This is a genomic window from Methylocella sp. (genome assembly GCF_044226135.1).
GTDB lineage: Bacteria > Pseudomonadota > Alphaproteobacteria > Rhizobiales > Beijerinckiaceae > Methylocapsa.
In genome coordinates, this window is the sequence record NZ_JBGAHM010000010.1 from 41,412 (window position 1) to 60,313 (window position 18,902).

General features: G+C 67.2%; 19 protein-coding genes. 9 read left to right on the forward strand and 10 right to left on the reverse strand.

From position 1 onward, the window contains the following. Window positions 1–171: 171 nt before the first annotated feature. The 5 genes from ACILRB_RS06835 to hemB all read right to left on the reverse strand — a co-directional run bounded on the left by ACILRB_RS06835 (window position 172) and on the right by hemB (window position 5,482). Window positions 172–762, reverse strand: a complete 591-nt coding sequence (locus ACILRB_RS06835; RefSeq protein WP_395665547.1) for a CvpA family protein — start codon at window positions 760–762, stop codon at window positions 172–174. A 111-nt stretch (window positions 763–873) separates the two neighbouring features. Continuing rightward, window positions 874–2,313, reverse strand: a complete 1,440-nt coding sequence (gene radA / locus ACILRB_RS06840) for a DNA repair protein RadA (RefSeq protein WP_395665548.1) — start codon at window positions 2,311–2,313, stop codon at window positions 874–876. Window positions 2,314–2,348: 35 nt separating this feature from the next. Continuing rightward, window positions 2,349–3,857: a replicative DNA helicase gene (locus ACILRB_RS06845; protein WP_395665549.1), complete on the reverse strand. Its 1,509-nt coding sequence runs from the start codon at window positions 3,855–3,857 to the stop codon at window positions 2,349–2,351. Between the two features lie 250 nt (window positions 3,858–4,107). Continuing rightward, complete coding sequence (locus tag ACILRB_RS06850; protein WP_395665550.1) at window positions 4,108–4,353, reverse strand: hypothetical protein; 246 nt, start codon at window positions 4,351–4,353, stop codon at window positions 4,108–4,110. Window positions 4,354–4,429: 76 nt separating this feature from the next. After that, complete coding sequence (gene hemB, locus ACILRB_RS06855; protein ID WP_395665551.1) at window positions 4,430–5,482, reverse strand: porphobilinogen synthase; 1,053 nt, start codon at window positions 5,480–5,482, stop codon at window positions 4,430–4,432. 118 nt (window positions 5,483–5,600) lie between these two features. Between hemB and ACILRB_RS06860 the strand changes: the two genes are divergently transcribed. The 4 genes from ACILRB_RS06860 (at window position 5,601) to ACILRB_RS06875 (ending at window position 8,853) form a co-directional block, all read left to right on the forward strand. Further along, window positions 5,601–6,587: a glutathione S-transferase family protein gene (locus tag ACILRB_RS06860; RefSeq protein WP_395665552.1), complete on the forward strand. Its 987-nt coding sequence runs from the start codon at window positions 5,601–5,603 to the stop codon at window positions 6,585–6,587. Between the two features lie 462 nt (window positions 6,588–7,049). After that, the gene (locus ACILRB_RS06865; protein ID WP_395665553.1) at window positions 7,050–7,259 is read left to right on the forward strand and encodes a hypothetical protein; all 210 of its coding nucleotides are present in this window, start codon (window positions 7,050–7,052) and stop codon (window positions 7,257–7,259) included. Window positions 7,260–7,584: 325 nt separating this feature from the next. After that, the gene (locus tag ACILRB_RS06870; RefSeq protein WP_395665554.1) at window positions 7,585–7,707 is read left to right on the forward strand and encodes a hypothetical protein; all 123 of its coding nucleotides are present in this window, start codon (window positions 7,585–7,587) and stop codon (window positions 7,705–7,707) included. Window positions 7,708–8,016: 309 nt separating this feature from the next. Further along, window positions 8,017–8,853 carry a hypothetical protein gene (locus ACILRB_RS06875; RefSeq protein ID WP_395665555.1) on the forward strand — a complete coding sequence of 279 codons (837 nt, stop codon included), beginning with the start codon at window positions 8,017–8,019 and terminating at the stop codon, window positions 8,851–8,853. A gap of 57 nt (window positions 8,854–8,910) precedes the next feature. Here ACILRB_RS06875 and ACILRB_RS06880 read toward each other — a convergent pair whose 3' ends face one another. Then, entirely contained in the window at window positions 8,911–9,870 is a 960-nt protein-coding gene (locus ACILRB_RS06880; RefSeq protein ID WP_395665556.1) for a LysR substrate-binding domain-containing protein, read from the reverse strand. Between the two features lie 162 nt (window positions 9,871–10,032). Between ACILRB_RS06880 and ACILRB_RS06885 the strand changes: the two genes are divergently transcribed. Beyond that, a complete protein-coding gene (locus ACILRB_RS06885) occupies window positions 10,033–10,788 on the forward strand; it encodes a sulfite exporter TauE/SafE family protein (protein ID WP_395665557.1) in 756 nt (251 codons plus the stop codon). Between the two features lie 57 nt (window positions 10,789–10,845). Here ACILRB_RS06885 and ACILRB_RS06890 read toward each other — a convergent pair whose 3' ends face one another. The 4 genes from ACILRB_RS06890 to ACILRB_RS06905 form a co-directional block, all read right to left on the reverse strand. After that, window positions 10,846–12,195, reverse strand: coding sequence for an MFS transporter (locus ACILRB_RS06890; RefSeq protein WP_395665558.1), 1,350 nt, complete (start codon window positions 12,193–12,195; stop codon window positions 10,846–10,848). 197 nt (window positions 12,196–12,392) lie between these two features. Then, window positions 12,393–12,725: a cytochrome c gene (locus ACILRB_RS06895; protein WP_395665559.1), complete on the reverse strand. Its 333-nt coding sequence runs from the start codon at window positions 12,723–12,725 to the stop codon at window positions 12,393–12,395. A 41-nt stretch (window positions 12,726–12,766) separates the two neighbouring features. Then, window positions 12,767–14,008 (reverse strand): molybdopterin-dependent oxidoreductase, encoded by a 1,242-nt coding sequence (locus tag ACILRB_RS06900; RefSeq protein WP_395665560.1) that lies wholly within the window; start codon window positions 14,006–14,008, stop codon window positions 12,767–12,769. Between the two features lie 61 nt (window positions 14,009–14,069). Next, a complete protein-coding gene (locus tag ACILRB_RS06905; protein WP_395665589.1) occupies window positions 14,070–15,149 on the reverse strand; it encodes a YeiH family protein in 1,080 nt (359 codons plus the stop codon). Between the two features lie 267 nt (window positions 15,150–15,416). Between ACILRB_RS06905 and ACILRB_RS06910 the strand changes: the two genes are divergently transcribed. The 4 genes from ACILRB_RS06910 to ACILRB_RS06925 all read left to right on the forward strand — a co-directional run bounded on the left by ACILRB_RS06910 (window position 15,417) and on the right by ACILRB_RS06925 (window position 18,830). Continuing rightward, complete coding sequence (locus tag ACILRB_RS06910; protein WP_395665561.1) at window positions 15,417–16,676, forward strand: aromatic ring-hydroxylating dioxygenase subunit alpha; 1,260 nt, start codon at window positions 15,417–15,419, stop codon at window positions 16,674–16,676. Between the two features lie 102 nt (window positions 16,677–16,778). After that, window positions 16,779–17,279, forward strand: coding sequence for an aromatic-ring-hydroxylating dioxygenase subunit beta (locus ACILRB_RS06915; RefSeq protein WP_395665562.1), 501 nt, complete (start codon window positions 16,779–16,781; stop codon window positions 17,277–17,279). Between the two features lie 77 nt (window positions 17,280–17,356). Beyond that, window positions 17,357–17,722 carry a Rieske 2Fe-2S domain-containing protein gene (locus tag ACILRB_RS06920; protein WP_395665563.1) on the forward strand — a complete coding sequence of 122 codons (366 nt, stop codon included), beginning with the start codon at window positions 17,357–17,359 and terminating at the stop codon, window positions 17,720–17,722. Continuing rightward, window positions 17,700–18,830: a 2Fe-2S iron-sulfur cluster-binding protein gene (locus ACILRB_RS06925; RefSeq protein ID WP_395665564.1), complete on the forward strand. Its 1,131-nt coding sequence runs from the start codon at window positions 17,700–17,702 to the stop codon at window positions 18,828–18,830. Before ACILRB_RS06920 ends, ACILRB_RS06925 begins: the two co-directional genes overlap by 23 nt. Window positions 18,831–18,902: the final 72 nt, after the last annotated feature.

Genomic DNA, 18,902 nt, shown 5'->3' on the forward strand with positions numbered 1-18,902 from the left:
GGCGGCCGACGAAAGACTTATGCTGCTGGTGATGGAGCCGCGCCGGCGCCACAAAACCTACATAGTGTAAAAGGCGGTCGTCGTCGACCCTGAGCGGCTGCGGGAAATGTCGCAGCTGTCAATTTCTCATCGGAATTTCGCCACGGCCCGCAGCGCCGGCGCTTCGCGACATCAGCCGCGCGGCGCGGGAGCGGCGTCTCTTGGATCGGCGTCGGGCGCGGATTCCTCGCCCTGCGGCGGCTTCGCCTGCTTGAGCCGCGCGAGGATTCCTTCGGGGTCGTCGGGCAGCATGGCCATCAACTGGTCGCCCGTGCGCACCAGCAGGGGGCGCATGCGCGCTTCTTTCACCCATTCGGGCTGCGTTTTCTCGGGCACGAGCCAGTTGAAGAAAATGAAGGCGATGACGCACAGGAGCAGCCCGCGCGCCGCGCCGAAGACGAAGCCGAGCGAGCGGTCGAGCGCGCCGACCTTGGAGTCGAGGATCGCGTCGGACAGCTTTATGGTGATGAGCGAAACGATAATGAGCGTGACGAAAAAGACGCCGCCGGCCGAGACGGCGAGCGCGAAGACCTCTTTCGAGCCCTTGGGAAGAAGCCCTTTCGCATAGGGCATGACGAGCGGATGCAGGTAGATGGCGGCGAGCGCCGCGGCGGCCCAGGAGGCGATCGCCAGAACTTCGCGCGTGAAGCCGCGCAGCATCGCGAGCAGCGCGGAAACCAGAACCACGACGAGAAGGGCGATATCGAGATAGGGAGGCGTCAAATCCTTGAACCTTGCTGCCTTGCTCTGCGTCCGGCCGAAAAGTCCTATAGCGGCCCTGACGAACTCCGTCACCTTTAAAGACGACGCCAGGACCGTGGCTGAACGGCGCGCTCAAGCTTCGCGCAGGCCTCGCGCCGCGGACGGCGGCGGGCGGCCGTCCGCGGCGCGCCGTGGCGGCTTCGCGCCGATGTCGGCGGCGAGGCCCGAGATATGCCGCAGCGGGCGCAGGTCGAGGTCCCGGACCGCGCCGTCGCGCTCGCCGGCCGCCTGCGGCGCCGTGGCTGAGCGGAATCCGAGCTTGGCCGCCTCCTTGAGCCGCGCGCCCGCATGCGCGACCGGACGAATCGCCCCCGACAGCGCGATCTCTCCAAAATAGACGGCGTCGGCCGGAAGCGCGATCGTGCTGAGCGAGGAGACGAGCGCCGCCGCCGCCGCGAGGTCGGCCGCGGGCTCGCCGACGCGCAGCCCGCCGGCGACGGAGAGATAGATGTCATACTGACTGAGCTTGACGCCCGCATGCGTCTCGAGCACGGCGACGATCATGGCGAGGCGCGAGGCGTCCCAGCCGACCACCGCCCGGCGCGGCGTGCCGAGCGGGCTTGGCGCGACGAGCGCCTGAAACTCGATCAGCAGCGGCCGCGACCCCTCCATGCCGGCGAAGACGGCGGCGCCCGGCGCGGCCTCGTCGCGCGCCGACAGAAACAGCGAGGAGGGATTGGCGACCTCCTGCAGGCCTTGGCCGGTCATTTCGAACACGCCGATCTCGTCGGTCGGGCCGAAACGGTTCTTGACCCCGCGCAGCAGACGCAGCCCGCGGCCGTTGTCGCCTTCAAAGGACAGCACGGCGTCGACCATATGCTCGACGACGCGCGGCCCGGCGATCTGGCCGTCCTTGGTCACATGGCCGACGAGAATGACCGCCGCGCCGCTCGTCTTGGCGAAACGGATCAGCGCCTGCGCCGCGCCACGCACCTGCGACACCGTGCCGGGCGTCGATTCGATCAGGCTCGTCCACATGGTCTGGATCGAATCGATCACGACGAGGGAGGGCCGCTCGCCGCGCGACAGCGTGGCGACGATGTCCTCGACGCTGGTTTCGGCGGCGAGTTCGACCGGCGCGCCGGAAAGGCCGAGCCGGGCCGCGCGCAGGCGCACCTGATCGACCGCCTCCTCGCCCGAGATGTAGACGACGCGCCTGCGCTTGGCGGCGAGGGCCGCGCAGGCCTGGATGAGCAGCGTCGACTTGCCGATGCCGGGCTCGCCGCCGAGCAGCAGGGCCGAGCCCGGGACGAAGCCGCCGCCGGTGACGCGGTCGAGTTCGGCGAGGCCCGTTGTAATGCGGGGCGGGGCGGGGCGCTCGGCGTCGCCGAGCCGTGAAAGATCGAACACGCGGCCCTTGCGCGCGCCCTGCGCCGCCTGCGCGCCGATGCCGGAGGCGGCGGCCTCCTCGACGATGGTGTTCCATTCGCCGCAGGCTTCGCACCGGCCCTGCCAGCGGCGCGTGACGGCGCCGCAGTTCTGGCAGAAGAAAGACACTGAGGTTTTTGCCATTCAAGCTCGCGCGCCGCGCTTTGCGGCGTCTGGCGTCAGAGGTGGCGCTCGGGCAGGGCGTCTTCCCGGGCGAGATTGCCGAAGCGGGTCATCTCGGCCTCGAAGGCGAGCTCGACCGTGCCGGTCGGGCCGTGGCGCTGCTTGCCGATGATGACTTCCGCCTTGCCATGCACCCGCTCCATGTCGGTCTGCCAGGTCAGGAATTCTTCCGTGCCTTCGCGCGGCTGGCGGTTGTTGAGGTAATATTCTTCACGGAACACGAACATCACCACGTCGGCGTCCTGCTCGATCGAGCCCGATTCGCGCAGGTCAGAAAGCTGCGGACGCTTGTCGTCGCGCGATTCAACCTGGCGCGAGAGCTGCGACAGCGCCATCACCGGCACGTTGAGCTCCTTCGCCAGCGCCTTGAGGCCGGTGGTGATCTCGGTCACCTCCTGCACGCGGCTGTCGGACCGCGACTTGGAGCCGCCGAGCAGCTGGAGATAGTCCACGACCAGAAGATCGAGGCCGCGCTGGCGCTTCAGCCGTCGCGCGCGCGCCGTGAGCTGGGCGATCGAGAGGCCGCCGGTCTGATCGATGTAGAGCGGGATCTGCTGCATGATCCGCGCCGCGTCGACGATGCGGTGGAACTCGGATTCGGTCATGTCGCCGCGCCGGATCTTGTAGGAGGCGACCGCCGACTGTTCGGCGATGACGCGGGTGGCGAGCTGCTCGGCCGACATTTCGAGCGAGAAGAAGCCGACCACGCCGCCGTTGACCGTCTCATGGGCGCCGTCGGGCCTGGCGCGGAATTCATAGGCCTTCGCGACGTTGAAGGCGATGTTGGTGGCGAGCGCGGTCTTGCCCATGCCGGGGCGCCCGGCGACGATGATGAGGTCGGACGACTGCAGCCCGCCCATCTGCCGGTCGAGGTCGACGAGGCCGGTCGCGATGCCCGAAAGCTGCCCGTCGCGCTCGAAAGCCCTGGCGGCCATGTCGACCGCGGTCGCGAGCGCGTCCGAAAAACGCTGGAAGCCGCCTTCGTAGCGGCCCTGCTCGGCGACGGAATAAAGCTTGCGCTCGGCCTCCTCGATCTGGTCGCGCGGCGACGCGCCGACGGGCGCGTCATAGGCCGAATTGACGATGTCCTCGCCGATGAGGATGAGGTCGCGGCGCACGGCGAGGTCGTGGATCGTGCGGCCGAAATCCTCGGCGTTGATGACGGTCGTCGCCTCGGCGGCGAGACGGACGAGATAATGGGCGATCGGCGTTCCGGCGAGCTCCTGCTCGCCGAGAAAGGTTTTCAGGGTGATCGGCGAAGCGATCTTGCCCATGCGGATGAGCTGCGAGGCGGTGTCGTAGATGCGGCGGTGCGCCTCTTCGGAGAAATGCTCGGGCTTGAGAAAGTCGGAGACGCGGTCGAAGGCGTCGTTGTTGACGAGAATGGCGCCGAGCAGCGCCTGTTCGGCTTCAAGATTGTGAGGGGCGAGGCGGAAGGCGCGCTCGGGCGCGGGCGGCCCGCGAAACGGGGTCTGGCGGTCGGCGAGCTGGTCGATCGAGGTCATTCAGGCCTGTCCTGCGGCGCGAAGCGCCGGTCCGAATCGAAAAATTCCGCCCAGTTTCGCACGCGGGCCGCAGAACGCCGCGCGTCCTGGCGGGCCGCCCCCGCAATCCCCGCTGTTCAGACCCGCGCATGGCGATCGACCCCACGCGCGTTTCATCCGCCCCACGACGTCGCGCCAGCGAATATGATCTTGTTTTGTTCTTTTCGCAAGAGCGCATGCGCAAGGTTCGCGCAAGCGACGGCCGGCGCGGCTACCAGCCTTCGTCCTGCTTCGCGCCGCATTCGCGCCGCTCAAGGCACTGGCAGCGCCCGGTGTCGCGCTGGCAGACGGGCTTGCGGGTCTTGCCGCAGGGATAATTGTCGCGGTCCTGGCCGACATAGGGCGCGCCGCACGGGCCTTCGGCGAACTCCGAAAAGAGCCCCTGCGCCCGCGCGCCTGCGGGCGCCGCGACGATCAGTCCCAGAAGAGCCAGCGCGGCGAAAATCCTGACGGCCATCATTGCTCCTTGCGCGACGCTTTTCGCCGCGACGCTTGTGACACGACGCCGCCCGGCGCGGGGCGGAATTTGGGCTTCAGCCGGCCCGCAGGAGTCGCGCCGCGCGCGGGGCGAAATAGGTCAGCACGGCGTCGGCGCCGGCGCGCTTGAAGGCCATCAGGCTCTCCATCATGGCGCGGTCGCCGTCGAGCCAGCCGTTGCGGGCCGCGCCCTCGATCATGGCGTATTCGCCCGACACCTGATAGGCGAAGGTCGGCACGCCAAAGCGCTCCTTCACCCGCCAGATCACGTCGAGATAGGGCATGCCGGGCTTCACCATGACGATGTCTGCGCCCTCCTCGAGGTCGAGCGCGACCTCGCGCAGGGCTTCGTCGCCGTTCGCCGGGTCCATCTGATAGGTGCGCTTGTCGCCCAGCAGCGTCTTCGAGGTGCCGACCGCGTCGCGGAACGGGCCGTAGAAGGCCGAGGCGAATTTCGCGGCGTAGGCGAGCACCTGGACGTTTTTGAAGCCTTCGGCGTCGAGCGCGCGGCGGATCGCGCCGACGCGCCCGTCCATCATGTCGGACGGGGCGATCATGTCGGCGCCGGCGCGCGCCTGGTTGAGCGCCTGACGGGCTAGAACCTCGACCGTCTCGTCGTTGAGGATCTCCTCGCCGCGCATCAGCCCGTCATGGCCATGGCTGGTGTAGGGGTCGAGCGCGACGTCGGCGACGAGGCCGAGCCCGGGCGCCTTCTCGCGGACGGCGCGCAGCGTGCGGCAGACGAGGTTTTCGGGGTTGAGCGCCTCGCGGCCGGTTTCGTCGCGCAGGGCGGGATCGGTATAGGGGAAGACCGCGATCGCCGGCACGCCGAGCGAAAACGCCTCCTGCGCGCTCTCGACCGCAAGATCGACGCTCATGCGCTCGACGCCGGGCAGGGACGGCACCGGTTCGCGCACGCCCGCGCCGTCACGCACGAAGATCGGCCAGATGAGGTCGTCCGAGGTCAGCGCGTTTTCGCGCACGAGCCGGCGCGTCCAGTCAGCCTTGCGGTTGCGGCGCATGCGGGTCGCGAGCGTCAGGCGGCCGGAGCCGGCTTCGCCCGAAATCTCCGAAGACGGCTTGGCTTTGGGATAAAGAGGCCAGATCATGCGCAAACTCTCGCTGCGGCGCGTGGTCGGCGCCGGCCGCCTGAGGCATAGGACGCCCGCGCCGCCGGAGCAAGGCGCGCGCGGGACGCAGAATCGTCGCAAGCCAAAGGGGCGCGTCATGGGATTGCTGGTCGACGGCGTATGGCGCGATCAATGGTACGACACCGCGAGCCATGGCGGGCGCTTCGAGCGCGACGCCGCCAAATTCCGCAACTGGATCACGCCCGACGGCGCGCCGGGGCCGAGCGGGGAAGGCGGTTTTTCGGCCGAGCCCGGGCGCTATCATCTCTACGCCGCCTATTTCTGCCCCTGGGCGCATCGAACCCTGATCCTGCGCAAGCTGAAGGGGCTCGAGGACATGGTCGGCCTGTCGATCGTCAACTGGCTGATGCGCGAGAACGGGCTGACCTTCGACCCGGCCGACGGGGTGATCGGCGACCCGAACCTCGGGGCAGGCCGTCTTTATGAGGTCTATGTCGCGGCGGCGCCGCGCTACAGCGGGCGCGTCACCGTGCCGACGCTCTGGGACAAGAAGAAAAAGACGATCGTCTCGACCGAATCCTCCGAGATCGTGCGCATGTTCAATTCGGCCTTCGACGGCGTCGGCGCAGCGGCGGGCGATTATTATCCGGCCGACCTTCGCGACGAGATCGACGCGCTCAACGCGCGCATCTATCCGACCGTCAACAACGGCGTCTATCGCGCCGGCTTCGCGACCTCGCAAGGCGCCTATGAGGAGGCGATCGGCCCGCTGTTCGAGACGCTCGACTTTCTCGAGAAGAGGCTTGAGGACCGGCGTTATCTGTGCGGCGACCGCCTCACCGAAGCCGACATCCGCCTTCTCACGACGCTGCTGCGCTTCGACATCGTCTATGTCGGGCATTTCAAGTGCAACGTGCGCCGCATCGCGGACTATCCCAGTCTCTGGGCCTATGTGCGCGACCTTCATACGCTCGACGCCGTCGCCTCGACGTTCAGGCCGGACCATGTCAAACGGCATTATTATGAAAGCCACCTGACCATCAATCCGACCGGGCTCGTCCCCGTCGGCCCGGCGATCGACTTTTCCGCGCCGCAGGACCGCGCGACGCTGTCGCGCGCATGAGCTTCGCGCGGCGGGCCATAATGAAAGGCGCGCGGATCTGGCGACGGCGGGCGGCCCGGCCGCCGCTCCTTGGCGCAAACGCTGACGGAAGCCGCGCACGGGGTTGAGCGGCGCAGCAAACCGGCTGTCCGGCGCCTGCGCGCCCGGAGCCGCCTCCGCTTCGCCGGCGCGCCGCAAAAGCCCGACCCCGGACGGCGCGATTCTCCGCAGGGTCGATGGATGGGATAAAGAGGCTGACGACGTCGTCCGCGGCGAACCGCGTGGAGCCGCTCTTCGATGGGCGGGCGAGCCCTGCGTCTCCGCCACGAGGCGATCGGGAAAGGGATCGAGCCCGGCGACTGGCGCCGCGGTCACGCTCGCCTGACGCTTCGAGACTGAGCGGGCGCCAGGCATTGACGCCATTCTTGACCGCGCCAAACCTTTGTGCGATGCACAATGCACCGTCAGAAGAGCTTGGCTGCAATGCCCGTTTCCAACCCTAAAAGCTGGCTCATTCTTTCCGTGATCGCCGCTTATTACATCGTCGCCACGGCGCAGCTTCATTCTGTTCTTCCGCTTCGACCTCTTGACCTGCCGCGCGCAAAAGCCATGGCCTTTGCGCTAGAGGCTTATGTGTCGCAGGGCGCCGCGGACGATAAACTCACGGCGCTTCAGGTCTTTTCGTCCCCCTGAACCGGCCCGCACGCCCTTCGGCCATCTGAAATTTTCACGCGCAGCCTTCCCGGCCGCCGATGTCGCGCGCTTTTTCTGACGCCGCGCCGGCCTCAGCGAAGCACGCGTTGACGGCCGCGGCCCTTATATACATTAATAATATGTTATTATGTAATAATCTACGCGCTTGCGTGCTAATTTTTGATGTGCCATATATTTACTGTTGAATCCATATTAAAACGTGAACATCATGTATAATATTCGGTTCGAACCTTTCGGAGAGCGGCTTCCCGACGCGGCGGGAGCCCGACCGGCATGGCGCGACGGGATTTCCGGTCTCGGGATCATGGTTTTCTGGACCCTGGTCCTCGTCATCGTCGCGGCGCGCGCCGTCTATTTCAATCCCGACGTCGGCGCGTCCTTCTTCGACGCGGCGGCGCAGAGCCTGAGCGGCCTGACGCGCCTCTAGCGCGCTTTCCGACCGGTTGAAACATCCCGGTCGATCAGAAGTCGCGCCGGAGTCAGTTGCTCAGGGCGAATTGGGCTTCAGTCGATTCGGGCGGGATGCGAAGGAGGCCGGCGGGCTCTTTCGCATCCCGCCCTTTTTGTTTCGCGCCGCCCCGGCGCCCGGGGTTCGTGATGAGGCCGCGTCAATGACGCCATAAAGGAAAAGAATTTGTTTTGGCGCGAGCGCGCCCGTACCTTCGCTAAAAACAAATAAGATTTTGTTTTCAAAGCAAAAGAGATGACGCGGCGGCGTGCGTCGGGAGGAACGGGAATGGACGGTTCGATGGCCTTCGCGGACACTCTCGACATGGGCGCGCTCGACGAGGCGAAGATTGAAGCCCATAACGCCATTCAGTGGCTGGCGCGCCTCGCCCGAAGCTACGCGGGAGAGGCCGGGCGGGACGAGCCGCCGCTCCTCTGGGACGCATCGAGAAGCGCAGTGACGACGCCTCCGTTCGCTGACGGCCTGCGCGTCGAGCTTCGTCTGCCCGAACTTATCCTCCAGTTCACCGAACACGGCGCGCCCTCGCCGCACAGCCTCGATCTCGAAGGCAGATCGTCGGCCGAGGTCGAGGCCTGGATCCTGATCGAAACCTATCACCGGGGCGTCGACCGCGCCGCCTTTTCCAAATCCTTGCCCTACCGGATCGCGCGGATGCGCGACGGCGACGAAATTCGCTATTCCGCCGAAAGCTGCAAGAGCGAGCTCGAGGCCATCGCGCGCATCCAGCAGCGCGGCGCGCAGGTGCTCGACGCCGTTCAGACCGCCCTGCTCGCCGACGCCGTCGACGGGACGCGGCAGGCGGCTCCGCCCCCCGGCCTTGCGGTCTGGCCGGAGCGGTTCGAGACGGGGTTCGATCTTCCGGTCGAAGGGGCCTCGGGCGGCGCGAAGACCGTGCTGCGCATCGGCCTGTCGCTCGCCCGCGACAGCCTTTCCGCCCCGACGCTGTTCATCCGCTCGGCCGGCGCCGACGCGCAGCGCGCCGCGCTCGTCGAGCGATCGCTGCCGCTGACGCGGCAGACGTTGCGGACGCGTTCGATCGCGCAGATCGCCGAGGCGCTGGCGAACCAGGCGAGGGACGCGGCCGCGCTCGCGACGCGACTGTAAACCGGCGCCGCGCGCCTCCTCTTCCCGCGCCGGCGCGGCCTTGAAGCGCGCCTGCGTTCAGCGCAGCCGCACGGATTCGACCGGCCCCGCGCGCGAGCTTTCGAGAAGCCGACGAAGCTCGTTCGTCTTGTTGAGCTTCTTGATGATCGAGACGACGACGCCGGCCATCGGCATCATCGTCTCGGCCTCGGCCCAGAACAGCCCGACCTCGCGGCTCGGCGTCGGCGCGACGAGTTCGAGCGCCCGCGTTCCAGGATGCAGGCCCGGCATTCGGGTGAAGTGGGACGGGATGATGGTGCACAGCTCGGTGTATTGCACCTGGAACATCAGGTGAAGGATCGACTCCGACTCGACCTTCGGCGTCGGCGTCCGCCCCGTCGCCGACAGGAACACGTCGTCGATGAACTGGCGTTCGTGCGCCGAGGACCGCAGCAGGCCGAGCGGCAGCAGCGCGGCCTCCTCCCAGCTGATCGTCGTCCGGCCGGCGAAGTCGGCGACGTCGGGCACGAGCAGGCTCAGCGACTCCGTGTAGATCGGCAGCATGTTGCGCCGGCCGATGCTGCCGGTGTCCATGTAGGCCATCGCCACGTCGAGCGAGAAATTGTCGAGGCCCGTCCTGATGGCGTCATGGCCGATGAAGCGCACGTCGACGCGGACGTTCGGGTAGCTCGAGCGCATCAGTTGCAGGATGTAGGGCAGGACAGGCGAGATGGACGACATCGCGCCGATGCGCAGATTGCCGTGCAGGTCGCCCTGCATGTCGTCGATCTCGTCCTTCATCGCTTCGCAATGGGAGATGATGAGACGCGCCCATCGCGCGATCCGTTCGCCTTCGGCGGTCAGGCCCTGCAGGCGCTGGCCGCGTCCGCGCAGGAAGATCGGAACGCCAAGCTCGAGTTCGAGCTGCTTGATGCCGTTCGACAGACTCGGCTGCGTGGCGTTGCATTTGGCGGCGGCCCGGCCGAAGTGCCCTTCTTCGATGATGGCCACCAGATATTTGAGCTGTCTGAAGTACATCGCTTCCGCCCTGTCGCCCGCCGCCGGAAACGGCTCTTGCGCGCCGCGCGGGTTTTCTGCGGGGGCTCGCTTTTATTTTGGTCAAATTACCCGACGCGGCTCGCCCATTCCAGCGGGATCGGCGCCGGCGTTTCAGGGGTCATGACGGCGCGGAGAAACCTCATGCTTTCCACGATCCTCGTCGGGCTTGGCTGCGGCGTCCTGATCGGTTCGGTCGGCGTCGGCGGCGTCCTGCTCGTCCCGTCCCTGACGCAGTTTTCAGGCGTTCCGGTCCAGACGGCGATCGCCGCCTCGATGGGCGCCTATGTCGTCGCCGGGGTCGTCGGCGCCGTGACGTTCGCGCGGCGCGGCGCGGTCGACTGGCGCGAGGCCCGGCCGCTCTGGATCGGCTCGGCGCCCGCCGCCGCGCTCGGCGCTTTCGCGGCCAGGCTGGCGTCGCCGGCCGTGCTTGAGGCGCTCATCGCCGCGGCGGCGATTCTTTCGGGCCTTTACGCCATGCGCCGTCCGGCAGCGCCGAAGGCGCGTGGGGGACGGCGTCTCGGCGGCCGGTCCGGCCTCGCCATCGGGGCGGTCGCCGGCTTTCTGTCCGCGCTCACCGGGACGAGCGGCCCCGTCGTCCTGATGCCGGTCCTGCTCTGGCTCGGCGTCGAGCCGTTGACGGCGGTCGGGCTCGCGCAGACGATCCAGATTCCGATCGCCCTTCTGGCGAGCGCGGGCAATTTCGCGACCGGCTCGATCGACTTGCCGCTCGCCGGGCTCATCGCCCTCGGGCTGGGTTCGGGCGCTTTGGCCGGCGCACGGATGGCGCAGGAGGTCCGCCCCGAACGTCTGCGCCGCGCCGTCGCGCTCATGCTGATCGGAACGGGCCTGCTGCTTTGCCTCAAGGTCGCGGCCCGTCTGGCCGCGGCGCCGATCTGAGCGCCGCGGCCTGTCTGTCCGCCGGGCGGGCTCGTCCCGCCTGGGCGCTGCGGCCGTTCAGAGCTGCACCTCTTCAAGCTCGCGGCGCGCCGTCTCCGGCCCCATGAGATAGCCGGCGATGGTCAGCAGCCACAGTCCGGCGGTCGCCAGGAACGGGCCGGTCGGGCCGAATTCAGCGATGCCCCAGCCGACCGCGACCGGCGCGAGGATCGAAACGAGACGCCCGCCGCCGACCATGATGCCGAAGCCCGTGCCGCGCAGCGAGGTGCGGAAGAATTCGCTGAGATAGGTGTCGCCGACGCCCCACAGCCAGCCGAGCATGCCGACCATCAGCGCGCCGAAGACGAGGAAAGCGTTCAGCGTCGTCGCCGTGGTCGCAAGCACCGTGCAGGCGATCATGATGAGCGCGCCGAGAATGCCCGCCGGCCTGCGGCCGATCACGTCGGACAGCCAGGTGCCGAAGAAGGACAGGAAGAACTGCGCGACGTAGAACAGCATCGCGTAGAACACCGCCTCGATCGCCGTCACATGGAACTTGTGGATCATGAAGGTGGTGAGGAAATAGGTGATCCCCCAATAGCCGCATGTGTTGGCGACATAGAGCAGCCAGCCGACCGTGATGCGCCGCCACGCCCCGGGGATCGACCAGATGCTCACGCGCGGATGCTTCACGCTGTCGAGCGCGATCATCCGCTCCATCTCTTCCTGGGCCTCCTTGAAGCGCGGCGAGTCGTCGACGGCGCTGCGCAGCCACAACACGCCAAGCGCAGGCACGGCGGCGAAGATGAAGGCGGCGCGCCAGCCGTAGGTCGGGACGACGGTGAGCGCGACCAGCGCGGCGACGATGTAGCCGAGCGAATAGAGCCCGAACATGATGCCGCCGGTGCCGACCGCGCGGTGTTTGGGCGGCCACATCTCGGCGGTGTAGGGCGCGCCGACGGCGAGCTCGCCGGCGCCGCCGACGCCGGTGAGGAAGCGCAGGCCGGTCACCGCGCCGAGATTGCTGACGAAGCCGCCGAGCACCGTCGTGGTGCCGTACAGAAGGATGGAGAAGCGCAGCGAGTTGCGCCGTCCGATCTTGTCGGCGAGATAGCCGAAGGCGACCGTGCCGATGGTGTAGCCGACAAGGAAGAGAGATCCGATGACGCCAATCATCTTGACGCTGATGTCGAGTTCCTTGGCGATGATCGGGCTCAACATGCCGAAGATGTTCACGGCGTAGGCGTCGAAGCCGTAGCCGAGGCCCGCCGCGAGCGCCACCATCAGCGCCTGCTTGAAGGGAATGACATGGCCCGCGGCGGTGACCGTATGTTCTCCCGCGAGAATGCCTTCGTTGTGGCGCAGCTCGACTGCGCCGACGCGGGCCGGCGCCGGAGGCGCCGCGCCCGAAGATGCCGATACCGTCATTGGCGTTTTTCTCCGCTGGTGTTCTTATGCGCTCTACAGGGCGCCCTAATTCGGCGACCGAGTAAAATCGTTTCATTCAATGTCGCTATAAGGCGCTGTTATGAGTGAGGCGCGCGCCGCGCCACGGCCGGGGCAGCCGTCTCCCGGCGACCGCGCCGGCGCGGTCGTCGGGAGACGGCGCCAAAGCGCGCGACACGTCAATCCGCGCGTTTCAGCGCGACGAGGTAGTCGAGAATGGCGGGGATGTCCTTTTCGTCGACCGGCGCCTTGTAGACGTTGATCATCTTGTGGATGGTCGCGTCCCACCCCTGGCGCGCCGTCGGCGGCTGATTGAGGATCATCTCGGCGGAATGGCACGCGAGGCAGCCGCCGGCGATCGCCTCCTGTCCCGCGCCCGGCGGGAAGGACATGCGATCGGCTGGCAGGGCGACCTCGACGCGCTTGAAGTCCAGAGCCGCCGCGGCTGGCGCGATGAGAAGGACGGCGGCGACGGCGAGGGCTTGGGGAACGGCGTTCGGCGTGGCGGGCATGGCGAATGTCCTCGTCGGAATCGGCCGGAGCGCGAAAGCGTTCAGGCCACCGTGGCGTTGAGGCGCGTCGTTTCGACGACGTTGCGCATGAAGCCGCCCGGGTTCCAGTTCGCCGTCATCGGCTGCGCGATCCCGTCGGCGTTGACGCAGCGGACCATGACGGCGACCTTGCCCGCCGGCGGCGCGATCGTCGCCGACCAGCGCCGGAAGCTGTAGGCGCCTTCGTCGCGTTCGAGCGCGGCGGGGCGCCAGCTGGCGCCGTCGAGAGACACGTCGACCGATTTTACGCCGCTGTCGCCGCCGAAGGCGAAGCCGCGCAACAGCGTCGGCCGATTGGCCGGGACGGCGTCCCCGTCCTTGAAATTGGTGAGGAAGGACCGCGGAGCCATGCGGCTGATTGGAACCGTCTTGAAGCCGGTCTGTCCGGGCGTCACGTCCGCGCCTGGCGTGTCGGGGATCATATAGGCCTTGGCGGTCCAGAAATTGTCGTCCGGCCCGTCGAGAACCTCGATCGTGTTCAGCATCTTGACCCAATAGGTCGAGTACCAGCCCGGCACGACGAGGCGAAGCGGATAGCCGTTGAGGAAGGGCAGCGGCTCGCCGTTCATGGCGAAGGCGATCATCGTCTCGCCGTCTCGGGCGCGATCGACGGGGATCGATTTCTTGAATTTCGGCGCGCCTTCGACCGTGGCCTCGTCGAGGCCGCCGAAACGCACGCGCTGCGCGCCCGCCCTGACTCCGGCCTTGTCGAGCACGTCCGTGAGCCTGACCCCGAGCCAGCGGGCGTTGCCCATCGCGCCGTCGCCCCATTGGGCGCCCGGCACGCGCGGCGAAAACCTTCCGCGCGAATTGCCCGAGCACTGGTTGACGGCGGCGATCTCGAAACGCGGCATGGCGAGGAGGTCGTCAAGCGACAGGCTCAGCGGGGTTTCGACATGCCCCGACACGGCGAGGCGGAAGACGGCTGGATCGACCACGGGCGGGATCGCGCTCCAGTGCCAGCGCACGAAGAACTGGTCGTTCGGCGTGAACACGCCCTGGTTGAACACTGAAAAAGGCGTTTCGAGCAGCGGCGGCCGCGTGCGTTGAAGAATCATCTCGCCTTTTTGCGGAAAGGCGCCGGTCGTCGGGCGCAGGCTCGGCCCCCCTGAAAAACCGAGATTGATCTCGCCCGCGGCGAACGCCCATGGCGCGCCCGCGCCAAGAAGCGCGCCGAGCGCGCCGCCGCCCTTCAGGATCCGCCGTCGCGTCACGCGAAGGCCGTAGTCGTCGCCTCGATCCATTGTCAGCTCCTTTGAGCAGGGCCGTCATCTTGAAAACTGGCCGTCGCGACCGCCCGGCCGCTCAGCCAAGGCTGAGGACGTGGACGAGGATCAGACTGACGATCACCAGGCCGACAAGCGAAAGCGTCACCGCGGCGGTGACCTTGCCGCCGACGCGGCTGATCACCCGCAGGTCGACGCCAAGGCCGAGCGCGGCCATCGAGATGACGGTCAGGACGACGGCGATTCTCGTCAGCGGCGCGACCATGAAGTCCGGGATGACCCCGACCGAGCGCGCCGCGGCGAGCGCGAGAAATCCCGTAATGAACCACGGCGCCACCTTGAACGCGCCGAAGCGACGCCGCGGCGCGGCGGCCGCCTCGCCCTGGAGCCGCCGCACGACGAAGGAGAGAAAGAGCACCACCGGGCCCAGCATCAGGACCCGCATCAACTTCACCAGCGTGCCGATCTGCGTGCTGACGAGCCCGGCCGGCACGGTCGCGGCGAGCACCTGCGGCACGGCGTAGACGGTGAGGCCGGCGAGCACGCCATATTGCTTCGGCGAGAGTTCAAACAGCGGAATGAGCAGCGGCAGGCCGAGCACCACCACGACGCCGAGGATGGCGGTGAAGGAGATCGACGAGGCGATGTCGTCGCTGTCGGCGCCGATCACCGGCGCGACCGCGGCGATCGCCGAATTGCCGCAGATCGAATTGCCGCAGGCGATGAGGATCGACAGCCGGCGCGGCAGGCCGAGGAAACGCGACAGGCCGTAGCTCGACGCCAGCGCGAGCGCCACCGTCGCAAGCACGGCGACGAGAAGGAACGGCCCCGAGGCGAGGATCGCGGCGAAGCTGATCGACGCGCCGAGCAACACCACGGCCACTTCGAGAAGCTGCTTGGCGCTGAAGCCGACGCCCGCGCGCCAGCGCGGCCCCGGCGTCCAGACCGAGCGGATGGCCATGCCAAGCAGGATGGCGACGACCAGCGCCTCGACATAAGGGTGGTTGAAGATCGACTCCTCGACGTGCTGAAGGCCCATCGAGACGAGCGCCACGCCAAGGCACAAGAGAACGCCCGGCAGTCGCTCCACGACGCTCCGAGGAAGCGCAAAAACGCGCCTAAACTGCTGATCGTGAAGGCGATGCAACACCGGCGACATCCCTGTCAAATGAGATTTGGTTAAGTCATCGCCGGCGCCCCGGCAAATAATTTCTCTGATTTGAACATAGTCTACGCCTATGCCGCGCCGCAAAAAACGCGGCGCCGCGCCACGTCCAGCTAATTCACCCGGTCAATCGGGCCATAGGATCGTTTCATTTTCCATGGGCGTCATTCAGGGCGATCGTCGGCGACATCCGCTGCGGCGGCGCTGTTTCGCCGGAGGCGTCCGGCGCCGGCGCGGCCAAAGCGCAACGGGAGGAGAAAGATGTCCGCGAAAACGCGTCAACAGTGGAACGCCGCGCCGCCGCTCGCGCGCGGCGAGTGGGTGGACAGCCGAATCTACTCGGACCGGGGCATTTTCGAGGACGAGCTTGAGAGAATTTTCAAGCATGCATGGATCCCGGTATGTCATGAGTCGGAGATCCCGGAGCCTTACGATTTCCGCACCGCCTCGATCGCCCGCGAGCCGATCGTCGTCGCGCGCGGGCCGGACAATGTGGTCCGCGCCTTCCTGAATGTTTGCCCGCATCGCGGCATGATGATCGAGCGCCGCCCCTCCGGCAGTTTTCTCGAGGGTTCGCCCTCGGGCAATTCCAAGCGCATGACCTGCATGTTTCACGCCTGGCAATATGACATGAAGGGAAACTGCGTCTACATCAGCCGCGAAAAGGAAGGCTACCAGGACCGGCTGCGCAAGGAGGACATCGGCCTGCGGCGGCTCCGCTGCGAGGTGAAGTTCGGCGGCTTCGTCTGGGTCAATCTCGACGACCAGCCGGCGCTTTCGCTCGAGGAGTGGGCGGGCGAGCCCTTCGCCTGCCTGCGCAAGTCGATCGACGCCGAGCCGCTCGAGGTCTTTCACTACCACAAGGCGATCATCGATACGAACTACAAGCTGTGGCACGACACCAACAGCGAATTCTATCACGACTACATGCACTACCATAACCGCGTCACCGGCTTCAACGACGCCTATTTCGCGCGCAAGAACGACGCCTTCGCCCATGGGCACGTCACCGTCGGCACGTTCGAGGTCAACTACGAGCAGTATGAGGGCTTTCAGAGTCGCGGCGAACTTTCCTTCCCGCATCTGCCGCCCAATCAGTGGCACATGGTCGACCTTTTCCCCGGCATGAACTTCAACCTGCGCGGCTCGGCGCTGCGCTGCGACATCGTCACGCCGCTCGGGCCGGGCAAGGTGATGATCGAGTTCAGGGGCCTCGGCCTCAAGCGCGACACGCCGGCCGAAAGGGAGGCGCGCGTCAATCACCACAACTCGATCTGGGGGCCTTTCGGGCGCAATCTGCATGAGGATCTCATCGGCGTGACCGGCCAGGGCTCGGCCATGCTTCCCGGCAGCGAGCCGCGCAGGATTCTCCACGGCCGCCATGAGAACGAGACGATCCACGACGAGGTCGGCATGCGCCATTACTACGAGGAGTGGAGCCGCTGGATGAACCGGCGGGCGGACGATCCCGACGCGCCCTTCGCGCCGAAAGAGCTCGAGACGGCGACCGCCGCCGAATAGGCGCGGGGCGACGCGCGGCCGCCGAGCCGCGCCGCGATGTGACGAAGCTGAAATCACGACGCCGACGCGAAGTCCGTCGGCGCCATTCCCGAGGAAACGAACATGAGCTGCAACGGCGCCGATGTCGCGGGAAAGGTGCGCGACGCCATCTATCGCGCAACGATCATGCTGGATGATCAACGGTGGGACGAATGGCTCGGCATGTGCCACGACGATTTCCACTACGCGATCAAGTCCTACAGCCCTGAAATCCGCAAGGACATGACCTATCTGCAGGGCAAGCGCAGCGATATGGAGCATCTGATCAATCTGCTGCCAAAACACAACACGGACCATTCTCCGCTGCGCCGGCATACTTCGGTGTATATGGTGGAGCTGGCGGAGGACGGGCGCAGCGCCAGCGCGGTCAGCTCCTTCGTCGTCTACCAGAACCTTCTCGACGGCGTGAACTCGCATGTCGACGCCGGAGAAAGCCGCCTTTTCCTCGTCGGCAAATATTACGACACCTTCGCTCTCGACGACGAATCCGAGCCAAAATTCCTCAAGCGCGAAGTGCGCATCGACGAGCGCCGCCTCGACAAGGGCTCGCACTGGCCGATCTGATTCCGCCGAATGCGCCGGTCCCGCGCGTGGGGCGCGATCAGCCGGATTGAGCCGCCCGACTGCAAAGGACAAAAGCCGTGGCCTGGAAACGCGTGTGCGGCGTGTCGGACGTTCCCCCCGACACGGTTGCGAAGTTCGTGGTGGGCGGCGTGCCGCTCGCGGTGGTCAATTACGGCGGCGCATTTCGCGTTCTGCCTCCGGTATGCCCGCACATGGAGGAGCCGCTCGACAAGTCGGGCGTGGTCGCCCGGTGTGTGCTGACCTGCACCAAGCATCTGTGGGCGTGGAATCTCCACACCCTCGAGATGATCGGCGAAACCGAGAAGCCGCTCGAAACCTACGAGGTGAAAGTCGAAGACGGCGACGTCTGCGCCTATGTCGACAAAGAGCTGGTCTATGAATTTGAAGGCGCCGACGACAATGACGATGACTTCTTCAAGTAGCATGGCGGATCTCTCCCCCCTGGAGCGGTCGGGGCCGGACGGCCAGCCCGCGCAACGCGGCGCGGCGACCGTCGGCGTCGAGACGAAGTCTGATCGTTTCGCCTTCTCCGCCGCGCCGGATGAAACGATCCTGATGTCCGCGCTTTCGGCGGGCTATGACCTGCCTTACGAATGCGCGACGGGAACCTGCGGCTCCTGCCACGCCCGCGTCATGCAGGGCGCAGTCGAGCCTGGCTGGACGGATGCGCCCGGTTACGCGTCGCTGCGCCGCGACAAGGGCGACGTCCTGATGTGCCAGGCCCGCGCGACCGGCGACTGCGTGCTGCGCGTTCGCACCGGCCTGCGCCAGCCCGCCGTCGCCAAGCCCCGCGCCATGAGGCGGCGCGGCCGCATCTGTGGCTTGAGGCGGTTGACGGCCGACGTCATCGACTTCGACCTCGACCTGTCGGCGCCGATGGATTTCGACGCCGGCCAGTTCGTGACGTTGCAGGCGCCGGGGCTCGTCGGCCGTCGCGCCTATTCGATGGTCAATTGCGAGGCCGGCGCGCAACGTCTGCGTTTGGTCGTCAAGCGCAAGCCGGGCGGCGCCTTTTCAGACTGGCTGTTCGACCGTCGCCCGGCCGGCGCGGAGGTCGAGGTCAGGGGTCCTCTCGGCCGGGCGACGTTCCGTCCGGAGGCTGACGGCGACATCGTCTGCGTCGCCGGCGGCTCCGGCCTCGCCGGCATGATGGCGATCATGCGGCGCGCCTTCGACGTCGGGCATTTCGCACGCTGGCGCGGCTCGGTGTTCTTTGGCGCGCGCGCCCTCGCGGACGCCTTTTACGTTGAAGAACTCGCGGCATTCGTCGCGGCGGGACAAGGCGCCGTCGAGGCCACGCTGGCCATCTCGCATGAGGACGTCGCGGCGTCGGCGCATCCGCAGTTTCCCGGCGTCCAGATCGGCGCCGGCATGGTCCATGAAGTCGCCTCGTCCCGCATGGCGGGACGCTGGGACGACGTCACCGGCTTCGTCGCGGGCCCGCCGCCGATGGTTGACGCGACCTTGCGCATCTTCATCGCCGAAGGCGGTCTGCGGGCCGATCGCATCCGTTTCGACAAGTTCGCCTGACGCCGCCCGCGGACCGGGCCCGACGGGACCGCGCCGCGTCAACGCGCGCAGCGACAGGCGCTGATTATCTGA